Source organism: Martelella sp. AMO21009 (assembly GCF_053484295.1).
The window spans coordinates 93,411-106,558 of record NZ_JBAKFR010000016.1 but is presented as its reverse complement, the minus strand read 5'-3'; the positions used below and the strand labels follow the sequence as shown (position 1 = coordinate 106,558).

The 13,148-nt window shown below is 63.1% G+C and carries 13 protein-coding genes and 1 pseudogene; 11 read left to right on the top strand and 3 right to left on the bottom strand.

Going from position 1 to position 13,148, the window contains the following annotated elements; genetic code table 11:
• Positions 1–530, top strand: a pseudogene (locus tag V6766_RS16855) (UDP-glucose 6-dehydrogenase); the annotation flags it as partial.
• A 68-nt stretch (positions 531–598) separates the two neighbouring features.
• Here V6766_RS16855 and V6766_RS16850 read toward each other — a convergent pair.
• Complete coding sequence (locus tag V6766_RS16850) at positions 599–1,636, bottom strand: Gfo/Idh/MocA family protein (protein ID WP_448468416.1); 1,038 nt, start codon at positions 1,634–1,636, stop codon at positions 599–601.
• Positions 1,637–1,841: 205 nt separating this feature from the next.
• On the opposite strand from V6766_RS16850, the gene V6766_RS16845 reads away from it, so the two are divergent.
• The 7 genes from V6766_RS16845 to V6766_RS16815 are packed head-to-tail and all read left to right on the top strand — an operon-like array spanning position 1,842 to position 10,243.
• On the top strand, positions 1,842–2,948 hold the full coding sequence (locus V6766_RS16845; protein ID WP_448468414.1) for an NAD-dependent epimerase/dehydratase family protein: 1,107 nt from the start codon (positions 1,842–1,844) through the stop codon (positions 2,946–2,948).
• Positions 2,945–4,966: an NAD-dependent epimerase/dehydratase family protein gene (locus tag V6766_RS16840; protein WP_448468412.1), complete on the top strand. Its 2,022-nt coding sequence runs from the start codon at positions 2,945–2,947 to the stop codon at positions 4,964–4,966. Before V6766_RS16845 ends, V6766_RS16840 begins: the two co-directional genes overlap by 4 nt.
• Positions 4,963–6,138, top strand: a complete 1,176-nt coding sequence (locus tag V6766_RS16835; RefSeq protein WP_448468410.1) for a glycosyltransferase family 4 protein — start codon at positions 4,963–4,965, stop codon at positions 6,136–6,138. The genes V6766_RS16840 and V6766_RS16835 overlap by 4 nt, the downstream gene beginning before the upstream one ends.
• Before the next feature lies 1 nt (position 6,139).
• Positions 6,140–7,264: a CgeB family protein gene (locus tag V6766_RS16830; protein WP_448468408.1), complete on the top strand. Its 1,125-nt coding sequence runs from the start codon at positions 6,140–6,142 to the stop codon at positions 7,262–7,264.
• Positions 7,261–8,349 (top strand): CgeB family protein, encoded by a 1,089-nt coding sequence (locus tag V6766_RS16825; protein WP_448468406.1) that lies wholly within the window; start codon positions 7,261–7,263, stop codon positions 8,347–8,349. The genes V6766_RS16830 and V6766_RS16825 overlap by 4 nt, the downstream gene beginning before the upstream one ends.
• Positions 8,346–9,473 carry a CgeB family protein gene (locus tag V6766_RS16820; RefSeq protein WP_448468404.1) on the top strand — a complete coding sequence of 376 codons (1,128 nt, stop codon included), beginning with the start codon at positions 8,346–8,348 and terminating at the stop codon, positions 9,471–9,473. The genes V6766_RS16825 and V6766_RS16820 overlap by 4 nt, the downstream gene beginning before the upstream one ends.
• Before the next feature lie 20 nt (positions 9,474–9,493).
• Positions 9,494–10,243 carry a TIGR04290 family methyltransferase gene (locus tag V6766_RS16815; RefSeq protein WP_448468402.1) on the top strand — a complete coding sequence of 250 codons (750 nt, stop codon included), beginning with the start codon at positions 9,494–9,496 and terminating at the stop codon, positions 10,241–10,243.
• On the opposite strand, the gene V6766_RS16810 is transcribed toward V6766_RS16815, so the two are convergent.
• Positions 10,240–10,446 (bottom strand): hypothetical protein, encoded by a 207-nt coding sequence (locus tag V6766_RS16810; RefSeq protein WP_448468400.1) that lies wholly within the window; start codon positions 10,444–10,446, stop codon positions 10,240–10,242. The two genes, V6766_RS16815 and V6766_RS16810, sit on opposite strands and share 4 nt — an antisense overlap.
• A 198-nt stretch (positions 10,447–10,644) precedes the next feature.
• Between V6766_RS16810 and V6766_RS16805 the strand changes: the two genes are divergently transcribed.
• From V6766_RS16805 to V6766_RS16795, 3 genes are all read left to right on the top strand, one after another.
• Positions 10,645–11,421, top strand: coding sequence for an SDR family oxidoreductase (locus tag V6766_RS16805; RefSeq protein WP_448468398.1), 777 nt, complete (start codon positions 10,645–10,647; stop codon positions 11,419–11,421).
• Between the two features lie 23 nt (positions 11,422–11,444).
• Positions 11,445–11,708, top strand: a complete 264-nt coding sequence (locus V6766_RS16800; protein WP_448468396.1) for a hypothetical protein — start codon at positions 11,445–11,447, stop codon at positions 11,706–11,708.
• A 78-nt stretch (positions 11,709–11,786) separates the two neighbouring features.
• The gene (locus tag V6766_RS16795) at positions 11,787–11,960 is read left to right on the top strand and encodes a DUF1328 domain-containing protein (protein WP_200337643.1); all 174 of its coding nucleotides are present in this window, start codon (positions 11,787–11,789) and stop codon (positions 11,958–11,960) included.
• 9 nt (positions 11,961–11,969) lie between these two features.
• On the opposite strand, the gene V6766_RS16790 is transcribed toward V6766_RS16795, so the two are convergent.
• Positions 11,970–13,001 carry a DNA topoisomerase IB gene (locus V6766_RS16790; protein ID WP_448468420.1) on the bottom strand — a complete coding sequence of 344 codons (1,032 nt, stop codon included), beginning with the start codon at positions 12,999–13,001 and terminating at the stop codon, positions 11,970–11,972.
• Positions 13,002–13,148 lie beyond the last annotated feature (147 nt).

Genomic DNA, 13,148 nt, shown 5'->3' with positions numbered 1-13,148 from the left:
AGCTCGACAGCTATGCCGTCACCCACGGCATGGATTCGCGGCAGATCATCGAGGGGATCGGCCTCGATCCACGCATCGGCGACCATTACAACAATCCCTCCTTCGGCTATGGCGGCTACTGCCTTCCGAAGGACACAAGGCAGCTTCTGGCCAATTATTCGGAGGTGCCGCAGAACCTTATCCGCGCCATCGTTGACGCCAACACCACCCGCAAGGATTTCATCGCCGAGCGCATCATCGCGCTGAAGCCGAAGTCGGTCGGCATCTACCGGCTGGTGATGAAGGCGGGCTCCGACAATTTCCGCCAGTCCTCCGTTCAGGGCATCATGAAGCGGATCAAGGCCAAGGGCATACCGGTTCTCATCTATGAGCCAACGCTGCAGAGCAGCGCCTACTTCAATTCTCCCGTGCTCCGGGATCTGGAAGCGTTCAAAAGCGAAGCCGGCCTGATCCTTGCCAACAGGATGACGGGCGAAATCTGCGATGTGACGGAGAAGGTCTTCACCCGCGATCTTTTCGGCGCTGACTGAGCGGTTCCCGGCCCGCACTTGCTGACGAAAGCCTGGTGCGACCTCCGTTCAAACCAGGCCGCCAAACCTCAAGACCTGCCGTAGATCCTGTCCAGCACGTCAGCGACGGCGAGCGCATGACGAATGTCCGGATCAAAGCCGTAGCCCTGCGATAAGCGCCGGGCGAAGCAACTGGCCATGCCTCCGGACCAATCGCTGCGCTCTTCACCGACAATCGCACGGTTGGTGCCCTGATGCCGCTCGGTGGCGAAATCGAAGAAGGAGCCATCGATGTTTCGCCAGAGAGCCGAGCCGTCGCTGCCATGAAACCGAGCGGAAATCTCGGCATCCTTTCCGGCATGGGCATTCCATGAGCAGGACAGCGAGACCCGCGCTTCGCCGGCAAGGTCAATATCGGCGATGGCGGAGTCTTCAACCTCGTCCGAGCCTCTTGCGAGAGCAACCCCGTTCCGGAACAGCCGGCCCTGAACGGAGCTCACGTCAGGAAAGCCAAGGCACCAGAGCGCGGTGTCGACGAGGTGGACGCCGAGATCGATGACGCAGCCGCCCCCGGAAAGCGACCGGTCATAGTACCAGGCTTTGTCCGGGCCGTAAGCATTGTGGAAGACAAGGTCGACGGCAAAGACGCGGCCGAGTTCGCCGCCTGCGATCATCCGCCTTATCGCCTCCAACCCTTCCGTGGCGCGGTAGGAAAAATCCACGCCGAGAAGCCGGTCGTTCCGCTCCGCGGTCGTAATCACGTCGGCGGTCTCGGCCGCTGTCCGTCCGAGCGGCTTTTGGACGAAGGCTGCCTTGCCGGCCTCAAGCACTGCAATAGCCTCGCGCGCATGGCTGGCGCTCGGCGTGGCGATCACCACGGCATCGAGATCGCAGGCAAGAAGCTCGTCAAGCGAGCTGCACGCAATGCCCGTCGGCGCAAGCTTATGCGCTTGCTCAAGCGTTTTATCATTGGCATCGGCCACCGCCGCGATTTCCACCAGCTTCGTGTTCGCGATCGCTTTCAGCCGGTTTTGGCCGATCCAGCCGGTGCCCAGAAAACCGACACGCGGCTTTGTCGTGGCCGGCCTGGTGGCGGTGAGGCTCGTTGTTGTCTGGCTGATGTTCATGCCTTCTTCTCCGAGGTTTGCGGTTTCTCCTGGCGCCGGGAGCGGCGGCGAAGCGCTCTTCAAACCGCGCGATTTCCCGAATGTTCCAGAAGAAGAACCCCGGCCTTTTCAGCTGTTCGAAATACATCAGGAACAATTACCCGCCTTTGCAGTTGGGAGCCCGATTTCAAACCCAAAAGCATCAAAACATTTCAGCAGGTGAACCATGACGAAAATTCTTGTAACCGGTGGATCGGGTTTCATCGGCCGGCATGTCTCCCACGAACTCGTCAACCATGGCTATCAGGTCAAAATCTATGACGCCCTGATTGATCAGGTTCATCAAGGCGGTCCCGTAACTGTTGATGACGCGACCGAACTTGTCCGCGCGGATATCCGCGACCGCGCGGCGCTCGATGAGGCGCTTGAGGATGTCGACGGCGTCATTCATCTCGCCGCAGAGGTGGGGGTCGGTCAATCGATGTATGAGATCGCGCGCTATGTCGGCGCCAATGATCTCGGAACGGCCGTGTTGCTGGAGGCCATGATCGGCCGGAACATCAACAAGCTGGTAATCGCCTCCTCGATGAGCGTCTATGGCGAAGGCCGCTACGAGGATCGCGAGGGCAAACATGTCTCAACCGCGCGGCGCAAGCCCGGCGACATTGCGATGGGCGACTGGGAAGTGCGCGCTGAGGACGGCGAAGCGCTGCGGCCGGTCGCCACCGACGAGACCAAGCCGGTTGATCTCGCCTCGATCTACGCGCTGACGAAATACGCCCAGGAACGCCAGGCGTTGATCTTCGGCGAGGCTTACGGCGTCGAGACTGTCGCTCTCAGGCTGTTCAACGTGTTCGGCATGGGGCAGGCGCTTTCCAACCCCTATACCGGCGTTCTGGCGAATTTCGCTTCGCGCCTTGCCACCGGAGAAGCGCCGCTGATCTTCGAGGACGGCGAACAGCGCCGCGACTTCGTCCATGTCGGCGATGTGGCCACCGCGTTTCGTCTCGCGCTTGAAACGCCCGGCATTGGCGGCGAAGTCATCAATATCGGCAGCGGCCGCGCCTACCGCGTCGCCGATGTCGCCACACTGCTGGCAGAAGCGATGGATCGGCCCGATATCCGGCCGGAGATCCTCGGCAAGGTGCGCAAGGGCGACATCCGCAACTGCTTCGCGGATATTTCCAAGGCGCAATCCCTGCTCGGCTTTGCCCCCGAAGGCTTCCTTGAAGACGGGCTTGACGAATTCACGGCCTGGGTCCGCGGCGAGGCGGTTGTCGACAATGCCGGCCAGATGCGGCATGAACTCGAATCGCGGGGGCTGGTATCGTGAGCGGGCGTCCCTTTCACCAGAAACCCTACGGATTTGTCGAATGGTTCCGGCCGGGTGAATATGAGTGGACGGAGGAGACCCTTCCGGGCCTGCTCGACTCCGGCGCAAGCTTCCTGCGCACCCATGTTTCCTGGGCGGAGTACCTCGCTCCGGGCGGAGAGGAATGGTTCGACTGGCTGATCCCGAAAATCGGCCCGGCGATCGACCTACTGCCCTGCATTCATTATACGCCGCCGTCGATGTCGCGCACCGGCAAGACCTCCGGCCCGCCTCATGATCTCAAAGCCTATGCCGATTTCGTCGATCATGTGCTGACCCGCTATGGCCGCCACTTCGAGCATATCGAACTATGGAACGAGCCAAACAACCTGCTCGACTGGGACTGGCGGCTCGACACCGACTTCCAGATGTTTTGCGAAATGGTGGGCGGCGCGGCCTACTGGGCGCAGAAACGCGGTTGGAAAACCGTCCTTGGTGGCCCGAGCCCGTTTGATCCCTATTGGCTGAACCTGATGGGCGAGCGCGGCGTGCTGGGCGTTGTTGATGCCGTCGGCTTTCACGGTTTTCCCGGCACCTGGGAGAGCGAGGAGAATACCTGGGCCGGCTGGGACCATCATATGGGCGAGATGCGCAACGTCGTCGAGCGCTACAATCAAGACGCGGCGATCTGGATCACCGAGGCCGGCTATTCCACATGGCGCAACGGCGAACTCGAGCAGGTCCGCCATTTCGTCGACACCATGAAATCCAGCGCCGACAGGCTCTACTGGTATGGCTGGCGCGACATCCCGGGAGACGTCGCCGTGCAGGAGGGGCACTGGTTCGACCCGCGGCACTACCATCTCGGCGTCGTCGATCGCTCCAACCGCCCGAAATTGCTGGCGAGGCTGCTGACGGAAGGCGGTCCGCAACGCCTTGCCGAGTTTGCCGATCTTCCTGCGCCCGCCATCAATGAGGGCATCCGCCCCGTGGTGATTACAGGGGGCTGCGGTTTCATCGGCGCCAATCTTGCCGACAGCCTGCTTTCGGATGGTGAAGATGTGGTGATCCTCGACAATCTGGGCCGGCTGGGGGTGGACCAGAACCTGCACTGGCTGAAAGATCGGCACGGCGACCGCGCCCATCCGTTCCTGGCAGATGTGCGCGACTTGCCGGCAATCGAAAACGCGTTTGCGGACGCGAGTGCGGTGTTTCACTTCGCCGGACAGACGGCGGTGACGACGAGCCTCGCCCATCCGCTCGACGATTTCGAGATCAACGCGCGCGGCACCATCAATGTTCTGGAAGCCGTTCGCAGGTCGGGCCGACGCACCCCGGTGATCTTTTCCTCGACCAACAAGGTCTATGGCAGCCTTGAGGACATCAGCCTTGCCGAAGAGGAAGACCGCTACACCCCGCTGGACGAAATCCTGCGCCACCACGGCGTGGCGGAAACCCGGCCGCTGGATTTTCACACACCCTATGGCTGCTCGAAGGGTGCGGCGGATCAGTACGTGCTAGACTATGCGCGCAGCCACGGCATTCCGACCGGCGTGCTGCGAATGAGCTGCATCTACGGCGAGCGGCAGTTCGGAACCGAGGATCAGGGCTGGGTCGCGCATTTTCTGCTGAAGGCGCTTTCCGGCGAGCCGATCACCATCTTCGGCGATGGCAAGCAGGTTCGCGACATTCTAGAAATCGGCGATGCGGTCCGCGCCTATCGTTTGCTCCTGTCGCGGATCGAAAAGATGCCGGGACGGGTCTTCAACCTTGGCGGCGGACCGCAAAACGCTGTGAGCCTTCTCCAGTTGCTGCGCGAAATCGGCCGCATCGTCGGTCATCCGGTCGATGTGCGTCATGAGGGCTGGCGCGAGGGCGATCAGCTCTATTTCGTTGCCGACACCCGCAGGCTGACCGAGGAAACCGGCTGGCAGACGCAGACGGAATGGCGGCGGGGCATCCGCGCGCTCGCCGATTGGCTTCGTGAAAACCGGCTTTCCGGCGGTGACCGTGAACAGCGCCGGAGGGCCGCGGGATGAAACAGGATCCGAGAGATGTCTGGGTCCAGCGCGATGGCGCGGCCGGCCAAAGGGCGAACGTTGCGCAGCACGGGAACGACGAACCGCTGCGGGTACTGATGACGGTCGACGCGGTCGGCGGTCTCTGGCGCTATGCGATGGCGCTCGGCGAACAGCTGAAGAAAAACGGGGTTGAAATTTGCTTCGCCGGCTTTGGACCCGCGCCTCAGCCCGAGCAGGTTGCCGAGGCCGAACGCATCGGCCGGTTGCGCTGGTTCGACATGCCGCTGGACTGGATGGTGACTGACGGGCACGAATTGGCCGATGTTCCGAAGGCGATCGCCGAGGCCTGCGAGGCGTTCGACGCCCATATCGTTCAGGTCAACCTGCCGACGCAGGCTGCCAGTCTCGAGGTCGATGTGCCGGTCGTGGCGGTCAGCCATTCCTGCCTGCCGACATGGTTCGAGGCGATGCGGGCGGGCGAGGAAAACGACATGCTCGCCTGGCACAGGCGCCTCAACCGCACCGGTTTCGACAATGCCGACGCCGTGGTCGCGCCGAGCGGAAGTCATGCCGCCGCGCTGTTCAGAACCTATGGCGAGATTGTTGCCCTGAAGATTGTTCATAATGCACTCTGCGCCGCGCCGGCCCCGGCGCCGAAGCAGAACTTCGTCTTCGCCGCCGGGCGGTGGTGGGACGAAGCCAAGAATGCGCGGACGCTGGATGAGGCAGCCCGCAGCGTCTGGTGGCCGGTGGTGCTTGCCGGCAGCGCTCGTGGCCCCGATGGCAGCGAAACCGGGATCGAACATGCGATCAATCGCGGCCCGCTGCCTTACGACGAGACCATGGCGCTGATGGCGCAGGCCGCGATTTTCGCCTCGCCGTCGCTCTATGAGCCTTTCGGGCTCGCGGCGCTCGAAGCGGCGGGTTCAGGCGCGGCGCTGGTGCTCGCCGACATCCCCACCTACCGCGAACTATGGGACGGCGCGGCGGTCTTCGCTGATCCGCACGAGCCGCAGGCCTTCGCCCATGCGATCAATCATCTGGCAGGCAATCCCCCTCTGCGGCAGCAGATCGCCAGCCGGGCGATGGACCGAAGCCTTCACTTCGCACCGCAATCGCAGGCCGCCGCCATGACGGCGCTCTACCGGGAACTCCTGAGCACGGCCGTAGCTGGCCGGACGGTGAGGTAATATGCGCTTTATTTTCTACACCCATTCGCTTGTCTCCGACTGGAACCACGGCAACGCCCATTTTCTGCGCGGCGTCATGCGCGCGCTCATGCGGCGCGGTCATACGGCACTGGCGCTTGAGGAGGGGGAGAGCTGGAGCCGCGATAATCTGCTTGCGGATCAGGGGCCGGCGGCGCTCGCCCGCTTTCACGATCACTTTCCGCATCATCAAAGCGAGACTTACGACGATGATGCTGACCACGAAGCGCTGATCGGCGATGCCGATGTCGTGGTGGTTCACGAATGGACCGATCCGGCGCTGGTCGCAAAGCTCGGAAGGCTGCGGCGGCAAGGGGGCAAGTTCCTCCTGCTGTTTCACGATACCCATCACCGCGCCGTCTCGGCCGAGACCGAAATCGCCAGCCTCGATCTCGACGGCTATGACGGCGTGCTTGCCTTTGGCGCGACCTTGAAGGAGCGATACCTGAAGGCCGGCTGGGGCAGCCGCGTCTTTGTCTGGCACGAGGCGGCTGACACAGCGCTGTTCCACCCTTTGCCGGACGAAGACCCGTCGCGCGATCTCGTCTGGATCGGCAACTGGGGCGACGGCGAGCGGTCGAATGAGCTCAACGAATATCTGATCGAACCGGCGCGCGCGCTTGGCCTCACCGGAACCGTGCATGGCGTGCGTTACCCGCCTAAAGCGCTGGAGGCGCTGGCAAAGACCCGGATCGACTATCGCGGCTGGATCGCCAATGCCGATGTGCCGCTCGCCTTCGCGCGTCACCGGGTCACGGTGCATATCCCGCGCCGGCCCTATGTCGAATCTCTTCCGGGAATCCCTACCATTCGCGTGTTCGAGGCGCTTGCAAGCGGCATACCGCTGATCTGCGCGCCGTGGCGCGACGCGGAGGGGTTGTTCCGGCCGGGAACGGATTACCTGCAGGCGGAAAGCGGAGACAAGATGCGCAGCCAGCTCCGCGCCGTCCTCTTGGATCCGGACCTTGCGACGTCGCTCGTCAAATCCGGATACGAAACCATCAGGGCGCGTCACACCTGCGAACATCGCGTCGACGAACTTCTCACCATTATCGAGCAGATCGGCGGCAATCAGCCGGCGATCGCGGAAGGAGCAGTTTCCAGATGAAGATCGCATTTTACGGATCAAGCCTGCTGTCGTCCTACTGGAACGGCGCGGCGACCTATTACCGGGGCCTGTTGAAGGCGCTTGCCGGTCTTGGCCACGATATCACCTTCTACGAGCCCGATGTTTTGGACCGGCAGGCGCACCGCGACATCGAACCGCCGGACTGGTGCCATGTCGTCGTCTATTCCGGAACGCTGTCCGCCATGCGCGAGGCCGCGGCAAAGGCAAGCGCGGCTGATGTGGTGATCAAGGCAAGCGGCGTCGGCTTTATGGACGAGGCCCTGCTTGAGGCGCTCCTGTTTTCGGTCCGCAAGGACGCGCTGAAGATATTCTGGGACGTCGACGCGCCAGCGACGCTTGCCGAGCTCGCTGCAGCGCCCGACCATCCGCTCAGGAAATCGCTTCCGGCGCTCGACATGGTCTGCACCTATGGCGGTGGCGACCCGGTGGTCGACGCCTATCGCGGGCTCGGCGCGCGCGCCTGCCTGCCGGTCTATAACGCGCTCGATCCCGATACCCATCATCCCGTTCCGCCAGACCCGCGTTTCGAGGCTGACCTCGGCTTTCTCGGCAACCGGCTGCCCGATCGCGAGGCGCGCGTGGAAGACTTTCTGCTGGAACCGGCGGAGAGCCTTCCGGACAGGAAATTTATCCTCGGCGGCTCCGGTTGGGAATCGAAGGCGATGCCGTCGAACGTGCGGGCCATTGGCCATGTGCCGACAGGCGATCACAACACCTTCAATGTCACGCCCATGGCGGTGCTCAACATTGCCCGCGCCAGCATGGCCGAAACCGGCTTTTCACCGGCGACGCGGGTGTTCGAGGCCGCCGGCGCGGGCGCCTGCCTGATCACCGACGACTGGAAAGGGATCGAGACGTTCCTGGAGCCGGACGCGGAAATACTGGTGGCGCGCGACGGCCGCGACGTTGCCGATCTGCTGGCCGGCCTTGACCATGACCGCGCACGCGCGATCGGCAGGGCGGCGATGCAGCGGGTGCTGCGCGACCACACCTATGCCGACCGCGCCGAAATCGTCGATCGCGCCTTTCGCGACCACTTCAAGGCAAAGGAAAACGCCGCATGACCAACCCCGCAACCGATACGCCCATGACCATCGTCGTCATCGGCATGACGCTCTCCTCATCCTGGGGCAATGGCCATGCCACGACCTTCCGCTCGCTGCTGCGCGGCGCCCGTGCGCTCGGCCACAGGACCCTGTTCCTGGAATGCGAGCGCCCGTGGTTTTCGGCCAACCGGGATATGCCCCATCCCGATTTCTGCGAGCTCGACTATTTCGACACGCCCCAGGACCTCGTCGACCGTCATGGCCACGCGATCCGGCGGGCCGATGCGGTCATCATCGGCTCCTACGTGCCACACGGGGCGGAAGTGATCGCGGCGGTCGCCGCCCTGCAACCCGAACGGCTGTGCTTCTACGACATCGACACGCCGGTGACACTGCGGCGTCTTCAGGAGGACAATGAGGAATACATCAGCCGCGACCAGGTGCCGCTGTTCGACATCTATTTCTCCTTCTCGGGCGGCGCCAATCTGGAGCGTCTGGAAACCGATTACCGCGCGCACCGCGCCGAGGCGCTCTACTGCTCGGTCGATCCCGATCTCTATCGGCCGACAGGCGCGCCACAGCAATGGGATCTCGGCTATCTCGGCACCTATAGCGATGACCGCCAACCGGTGCTTGAACGCCTGCTGATCGAACCGGCGCGTAGACTGCCGGAGAAGAAATTCGTCGTCGCCGGCGCACAGTATCCTGCCTCGATCGAGTGGCCGGACAATGTGGAGCGGATCGAACACGTGCCGCCGGCCGAGCATGCCGATTTCTACAGCCGCCAGCGTTTTACCCTGAACGTCACCCGCCAGGATATGGTCCGTGCCGGCTGGTCGCCGAGCGTGCGGCTGTTTGAGGCCGCCGCCTGCGGAACGCCCGTAATCAGCGATATCTGGCCCGGCCTTGAGGAACTGCTGCCGGACGGCGAAGCGATCCTTCTCGCCCCCGACAGCGATGCCGTTGTCGCGGCACTCACCGAAACCGATGACAGGCGCCTGGCCGAAATCGCCGATGCGGCGCGCCGGCGCGTGATGGCGGACCACACCGGCCGCGCCCGAGCGGAGGAACTGATCGCGGCGCTCGCCAGCCTGAAGGGACGGCGCGTCGAGGCGTGGGCGACCGCATCCTCAGCGGTCTGATCATGACAAGGAGGAACACGATGACGACAATCGATCGCAACAAGACTGAAGCCGATATTGCGGCGCTCGGGCCATGGTTCCACAATCTGCGGATCAACGGCATAGATACGGCGCCCGACCATTTCCTCGGCGACTTTCCGTCGATGAAGTGGGCCGGCTTCAGCCACGTGCTTCCCGACGATCTGGAGGGCCGCAGCGTCCTCGATATCGGCTGCAATGCCGGCTTCTACGCACTGGAGATGAAGCGTCGCAATGCAGGGCGCGTGCTCGGCATCGATTCCGACGAACGCTATCTGGCGCAGGCTCGCTATGCCGCTGAACAATACGGCGTCGACATCGAATACCGCCAGATGTCGGTCTACGATCTGCGCCAACTCAATGAGACCTTCGACCTAGTGCTGTTCATGGGCGTGTTCTACCACCTACGTCACCCGCTTCTGGCGCTCGATCTGCTCCATGAAACGGTGGTAGGCGACAAGATGCTGTTCCAGTCGCTGCAGCGCGGCAGCCAGCAAACGGCGGAGCTTGCGGAAAACTACTCCTTCGACGAGCAGGCGCTGTTCGATTGGCCGGACTTTCCGAAACTCCACTTCGTCGAACAACGCTACGCCGACGATCCGACCAACTGGTTCATCCCCAACAAGGCGGCCGTGGAAGCCATGCTCAGAAGCGCTGGTTTCTCCATCCTTGAGAACCCGGAGCCCGAGGTCTTTCTTGTCGAAAGGTCTGAGCGCTACTTCGCCGCGGAGCCGGCGCCGCACACCGGTTAGAGCCGCCGGGGCTCCGCACGCCCCGTTTCGTCGGCGCTATCGGCGTCATCGGAGTCGAAGAGCTCTCGAGTGGCCTCGTCGCTTCGTTTTTGTTCTGCGTTGGTAAGACGGCGCTGGCGGGCAATGCCGTAAGCAAAGGCGAGGCCAAGAAGCACCGGGCCGGCGGCCACCGCAAACAGCCACAGAAGGTTGGATAGGGACATTTTACCGCCTTTCTTTCTGGAAACGGGTTTGCGCCCCAACCGGTCAGTCCGGAGTTTGTTCCGAGGGGAAAGCCGCTTCGCCGATCTCTCCCACGCTTTTTCGGGAACCAATACCGCGACGCGTCGGTTAGGGCCGCAGGCAATGGCCGCGACTTCCCCGGCGTTCCAGGGCCGGACAAAACAACAGGAGAACGACCCATGGTAAATTCAGTAGCGCTGGTCACCGGAGCCGGTTCCGGCATTGGCAAGGCTGCGGCACTGGCGTTGGCGGCCGATGGCTATGTCGTCGGCGTCCTTGGCCACACGCCGGAGGAGAACCGCAAAACGGTAGTGGAAATCGAAGCCAATGGCGGCACGGCGATGGAGCTTTCCGCCGACGTGGCCCATGAAAAGGAGATGGCCGCGGCCGTGGACGAACTGGTTTCGAAACACGGCCGGCTTGACGCCGTCGTCGCCAATGCGGGCGTTAACGGCGTCTGGGCTCCGATCGACGAACTGGAGCCGAAGGAGTTCGACCACACCATCGCCATCAATCTGCGCGGCACGTTTCTGACGATCCGCGCGAGCGTACCGCACCTGAGGGCGGCCGGCGGCGGGTCGATCGTCGTGGTCTCCTCGATCAACGGCACGCGCACCTTTTCCTCGCCCGGCGCCACCGCCTACACCGCCACCAAGGCCGCGCAGCTTGCCATGGTCCAGCAACTGGCGCCCGAGCTGGGAAAGTCATCGATCCGCATCAACGCCGTCTGCCCCGGGGCCATCGACACCGAGATCGACGACAACACCAATATCCGCCGTGCCGACAAGAGCGGCATCGAAAGCGAATGGCCCGAAGGCAACATACCGCTGACGGGCGGCGCGCCCGGCCGCAGCGAAGATGTTGCAGCCGTCATCGCTTTCCTGATCTCAGAAAAGGCCAGGCACGTCACCGGCACGCCGGTCTGGGTGGATGGCGGCCAGGGGCTGCTGCGCTGAACGCTTTTTGAAAGGAGCACATCATGACCCAATCAAAAACCACCACGAACCACGACGAGATTCGCCGCTGGGTTGAAAACCGGAACGGGCGACCCAGCATTGTGCCCGCCGGCGATGAAGGCGGCATTCTGCGGATCGATTTCGCCGAACCGGACGACAATCTGAAACCCGTCGACTGGGATGAATTCTTTCGTCTGTTCGAGGAGAACAACCTCGCCTTTCTCTATCAGGAAGAGACAAGCGACGGCGAGACGAGCCGGTTCAACAAATTCGTTTCGCGGGCATGAGGCCCGACCGCCGGACGACCGCGAGCCTGCCTCGCGGCCAGAGCCGGACCTGAGTTTCAACGATCGAGGGAGTATTAAATGCTGAAATGGGCACTGATTTTTCTGGTCATCTCATTGGTGGCCGGCTTTTTCGGCTTTACCGGCGTATCAGCCGCCGCCGCCAAAATCGCGAAAATCCTGTTCTTCATCGCGATCGCGATCTTCCTGATCCTGCTCGTGCTCGCGCTGCTGGGCATTGGCGCCGCTATCTAGCGCCGAGACCTACGAAAGCCGCCGCGCGCCTTTCAGAAAGGCGGTGAGGCGGCTTTCGGATACGCGCAGACCGTTGATCGGTTTTGCCGGACGCGCCGCCTGGCGCATCAGCAGGCGGCGCTCCGCAGCGTCATTGGAAAGCGCCAGCACGGCGGGATGGATGTAGCTGTTGCGGCAGATGGTCGGCGTGTTGGAAAGCTCGCTCGCGGCAGCTTCCGACATGGTCTTGATGAGCGGCGTCTCGCCGTTGCGGATATCCTGTTGCGCCACGTCGAAGGCGGCGACGGTCCCGCCCCAGGTGCGGAAGGTCTTTGCCGAGAACGGCGCGCCGGCAATTTCGGCGAGATAGGCGTTCAGCTGTCCGGAATCGACGGACCGCGGCGTGCCGTCCTCCTCCCGCCAGCCGAAGAGCTGGCGACCGGGCAGGTCCGCGATCCGCTCCAGGACACGCTGCAGGCGCGGGGCCTGAAGCCGGCGGCGCGCCCGCCGTCCGCCCTTTCCGGCAAACTCCAGCTCCAGGTGATCGCCGAAGCGCACATGCCGCTTGAGAAGGGTCGAGGCGCCGTAGGTGCCGTTTTCCTCGAGATAGGAACGGTTGCCTATTCTTAGGTGGGCGGCGTCGAGAAGCATGGTCATCGCGCCGAGAACGGCGCGGGGAAGATCATCGAGCTGTTCGGCATCGGTGCGGGCGCGTCGGCGGATCCGCGGCAGGACCGCCGCGAAATCGACGAGTTGGTCATACTTCTTTTCCTCCCGAAGCGCCCGCCAGTCCGGATGATAGCGATATTGCTTGCGCCCGCGCGCATCGTAACCGGTCGCCTGAAGGTGGCCATCAGGTCGAATGCAGATCCAGACGCGTTCATGGGCGGGCGGGATCGCCAGTGCATCCAACCGCCGACGCATTGCCTTGTCGCGCACCAGAGCGCCATCCGGCATCCTGTAGCTGAAGCCGCGGCCGCGGCGTTCGCGCGAGATGCCGGGGTCCCGGTCGCTGACATAGACAAGGCCCGCCTGTTCCAGAATGTAGACCTCATCGTCCATTTGGTCTTTCACCGAAGATGTCCTCGCCCCAGTGAACATGGGAAGGATCCGAGCCTCGCCCTGCCATTACCGCCTTCAGACGGTCGCGACGATTTATGCGCTTCGCGCTGAAACAGGAACATTCGCAGGTCCTTCAAGTTTGATGAG

What these genes read in the sequence shown, in the direction of transcription:
- V6766_RS16850 (WP_448468416.1), bottom strand. Translation starts at nt 1,636, where the DNA reads ATGAACATCAGCCAGACAACAACGAGCCTCACCGCCACCAGGCCGGCC.
- V6766_RS16845 (WP_448468414.1), top strand. Translation starts at nt 1,842, where the DNA reads ATGACGAAAATTCTTGTAACCGGTGGATCGGGTTTCATCGGCCGGCAT.
- V6766_RS16835 (WP_448468410.1), top strand. Translation starts at nt 4,963, where the DNA reads ATGAAACAGGATCCGAGAGATGTCTGGGTCCAGCGCGATGGCGCGGCC.
- V6766_RS16830 (WP_448468408.1), top strand. Translation starts at nt 6,140, where the DNA reads ATGCGCTTTATTTTCTACACCCATTCGCTTGTCTCCGACTGGAACCAC.
- V6766_RS16825 (WP_448468406.1), top strand. Translation starts at nt 7,261, where the DNA reads ATGAAGATCGCATTTTACGGATCAAGCCTGCTGTCGTCCTACTGGAAC.
- V6766_RS16820 (WP_448468404.1), top strand. Translation starts at nt 8,346, where the DNA reads ATGACCAACCCCGCAACCGATACGCCCATGACCATCGTCGTCATCGGC.
- V6766_RS16815 (WP_448468402.1), top strand. Translation starts at nt 9,494, where the DNA reads ATGACGACAATCGATCGCAACAAGACTGAAGCCGATATTGCGGCGCTC.
- V6766_RS16810 (WP_448468400.1), bottom strand. Translation starts at nt 10,446, where the DNA reads ATGTCCCTATCCAACCTTCTGTGGCTGTTTGCGGTGGCCGCCGGCCCG.
- V6766_RS16805 (WP_448468398.1), top strand. Translation starts at nt 10,645, where the DNA reads ATGGTAAATTCAGTAGCGCTGGTCACCGGAGCCGGTTCCGGCATTGGC.
- V6766_RS16800 (WP_448468396.1), top strand. Translation starts at nt 11,445, where the DNA reads ATGACCCAATCAAAAACCACCACGAACCACGACGAGATTCGCCGCTGG.
- V6766_RS16795 (WP_200337643.1), top strand. Translation starts at nt 11,787, where the DNA reads ATGCTGAAATGGGCACTGATTTTTCTGGTCATCTCATTGGTGGCCGGC.
- V6766_RS16790 (WP_448468420.1), bottom strand. Translation starts at nt 13,001, where the DNA reads ATGGACGATGAGGTCTACATTCTGGAACAGGCGGGCCTTGTCTATGTC.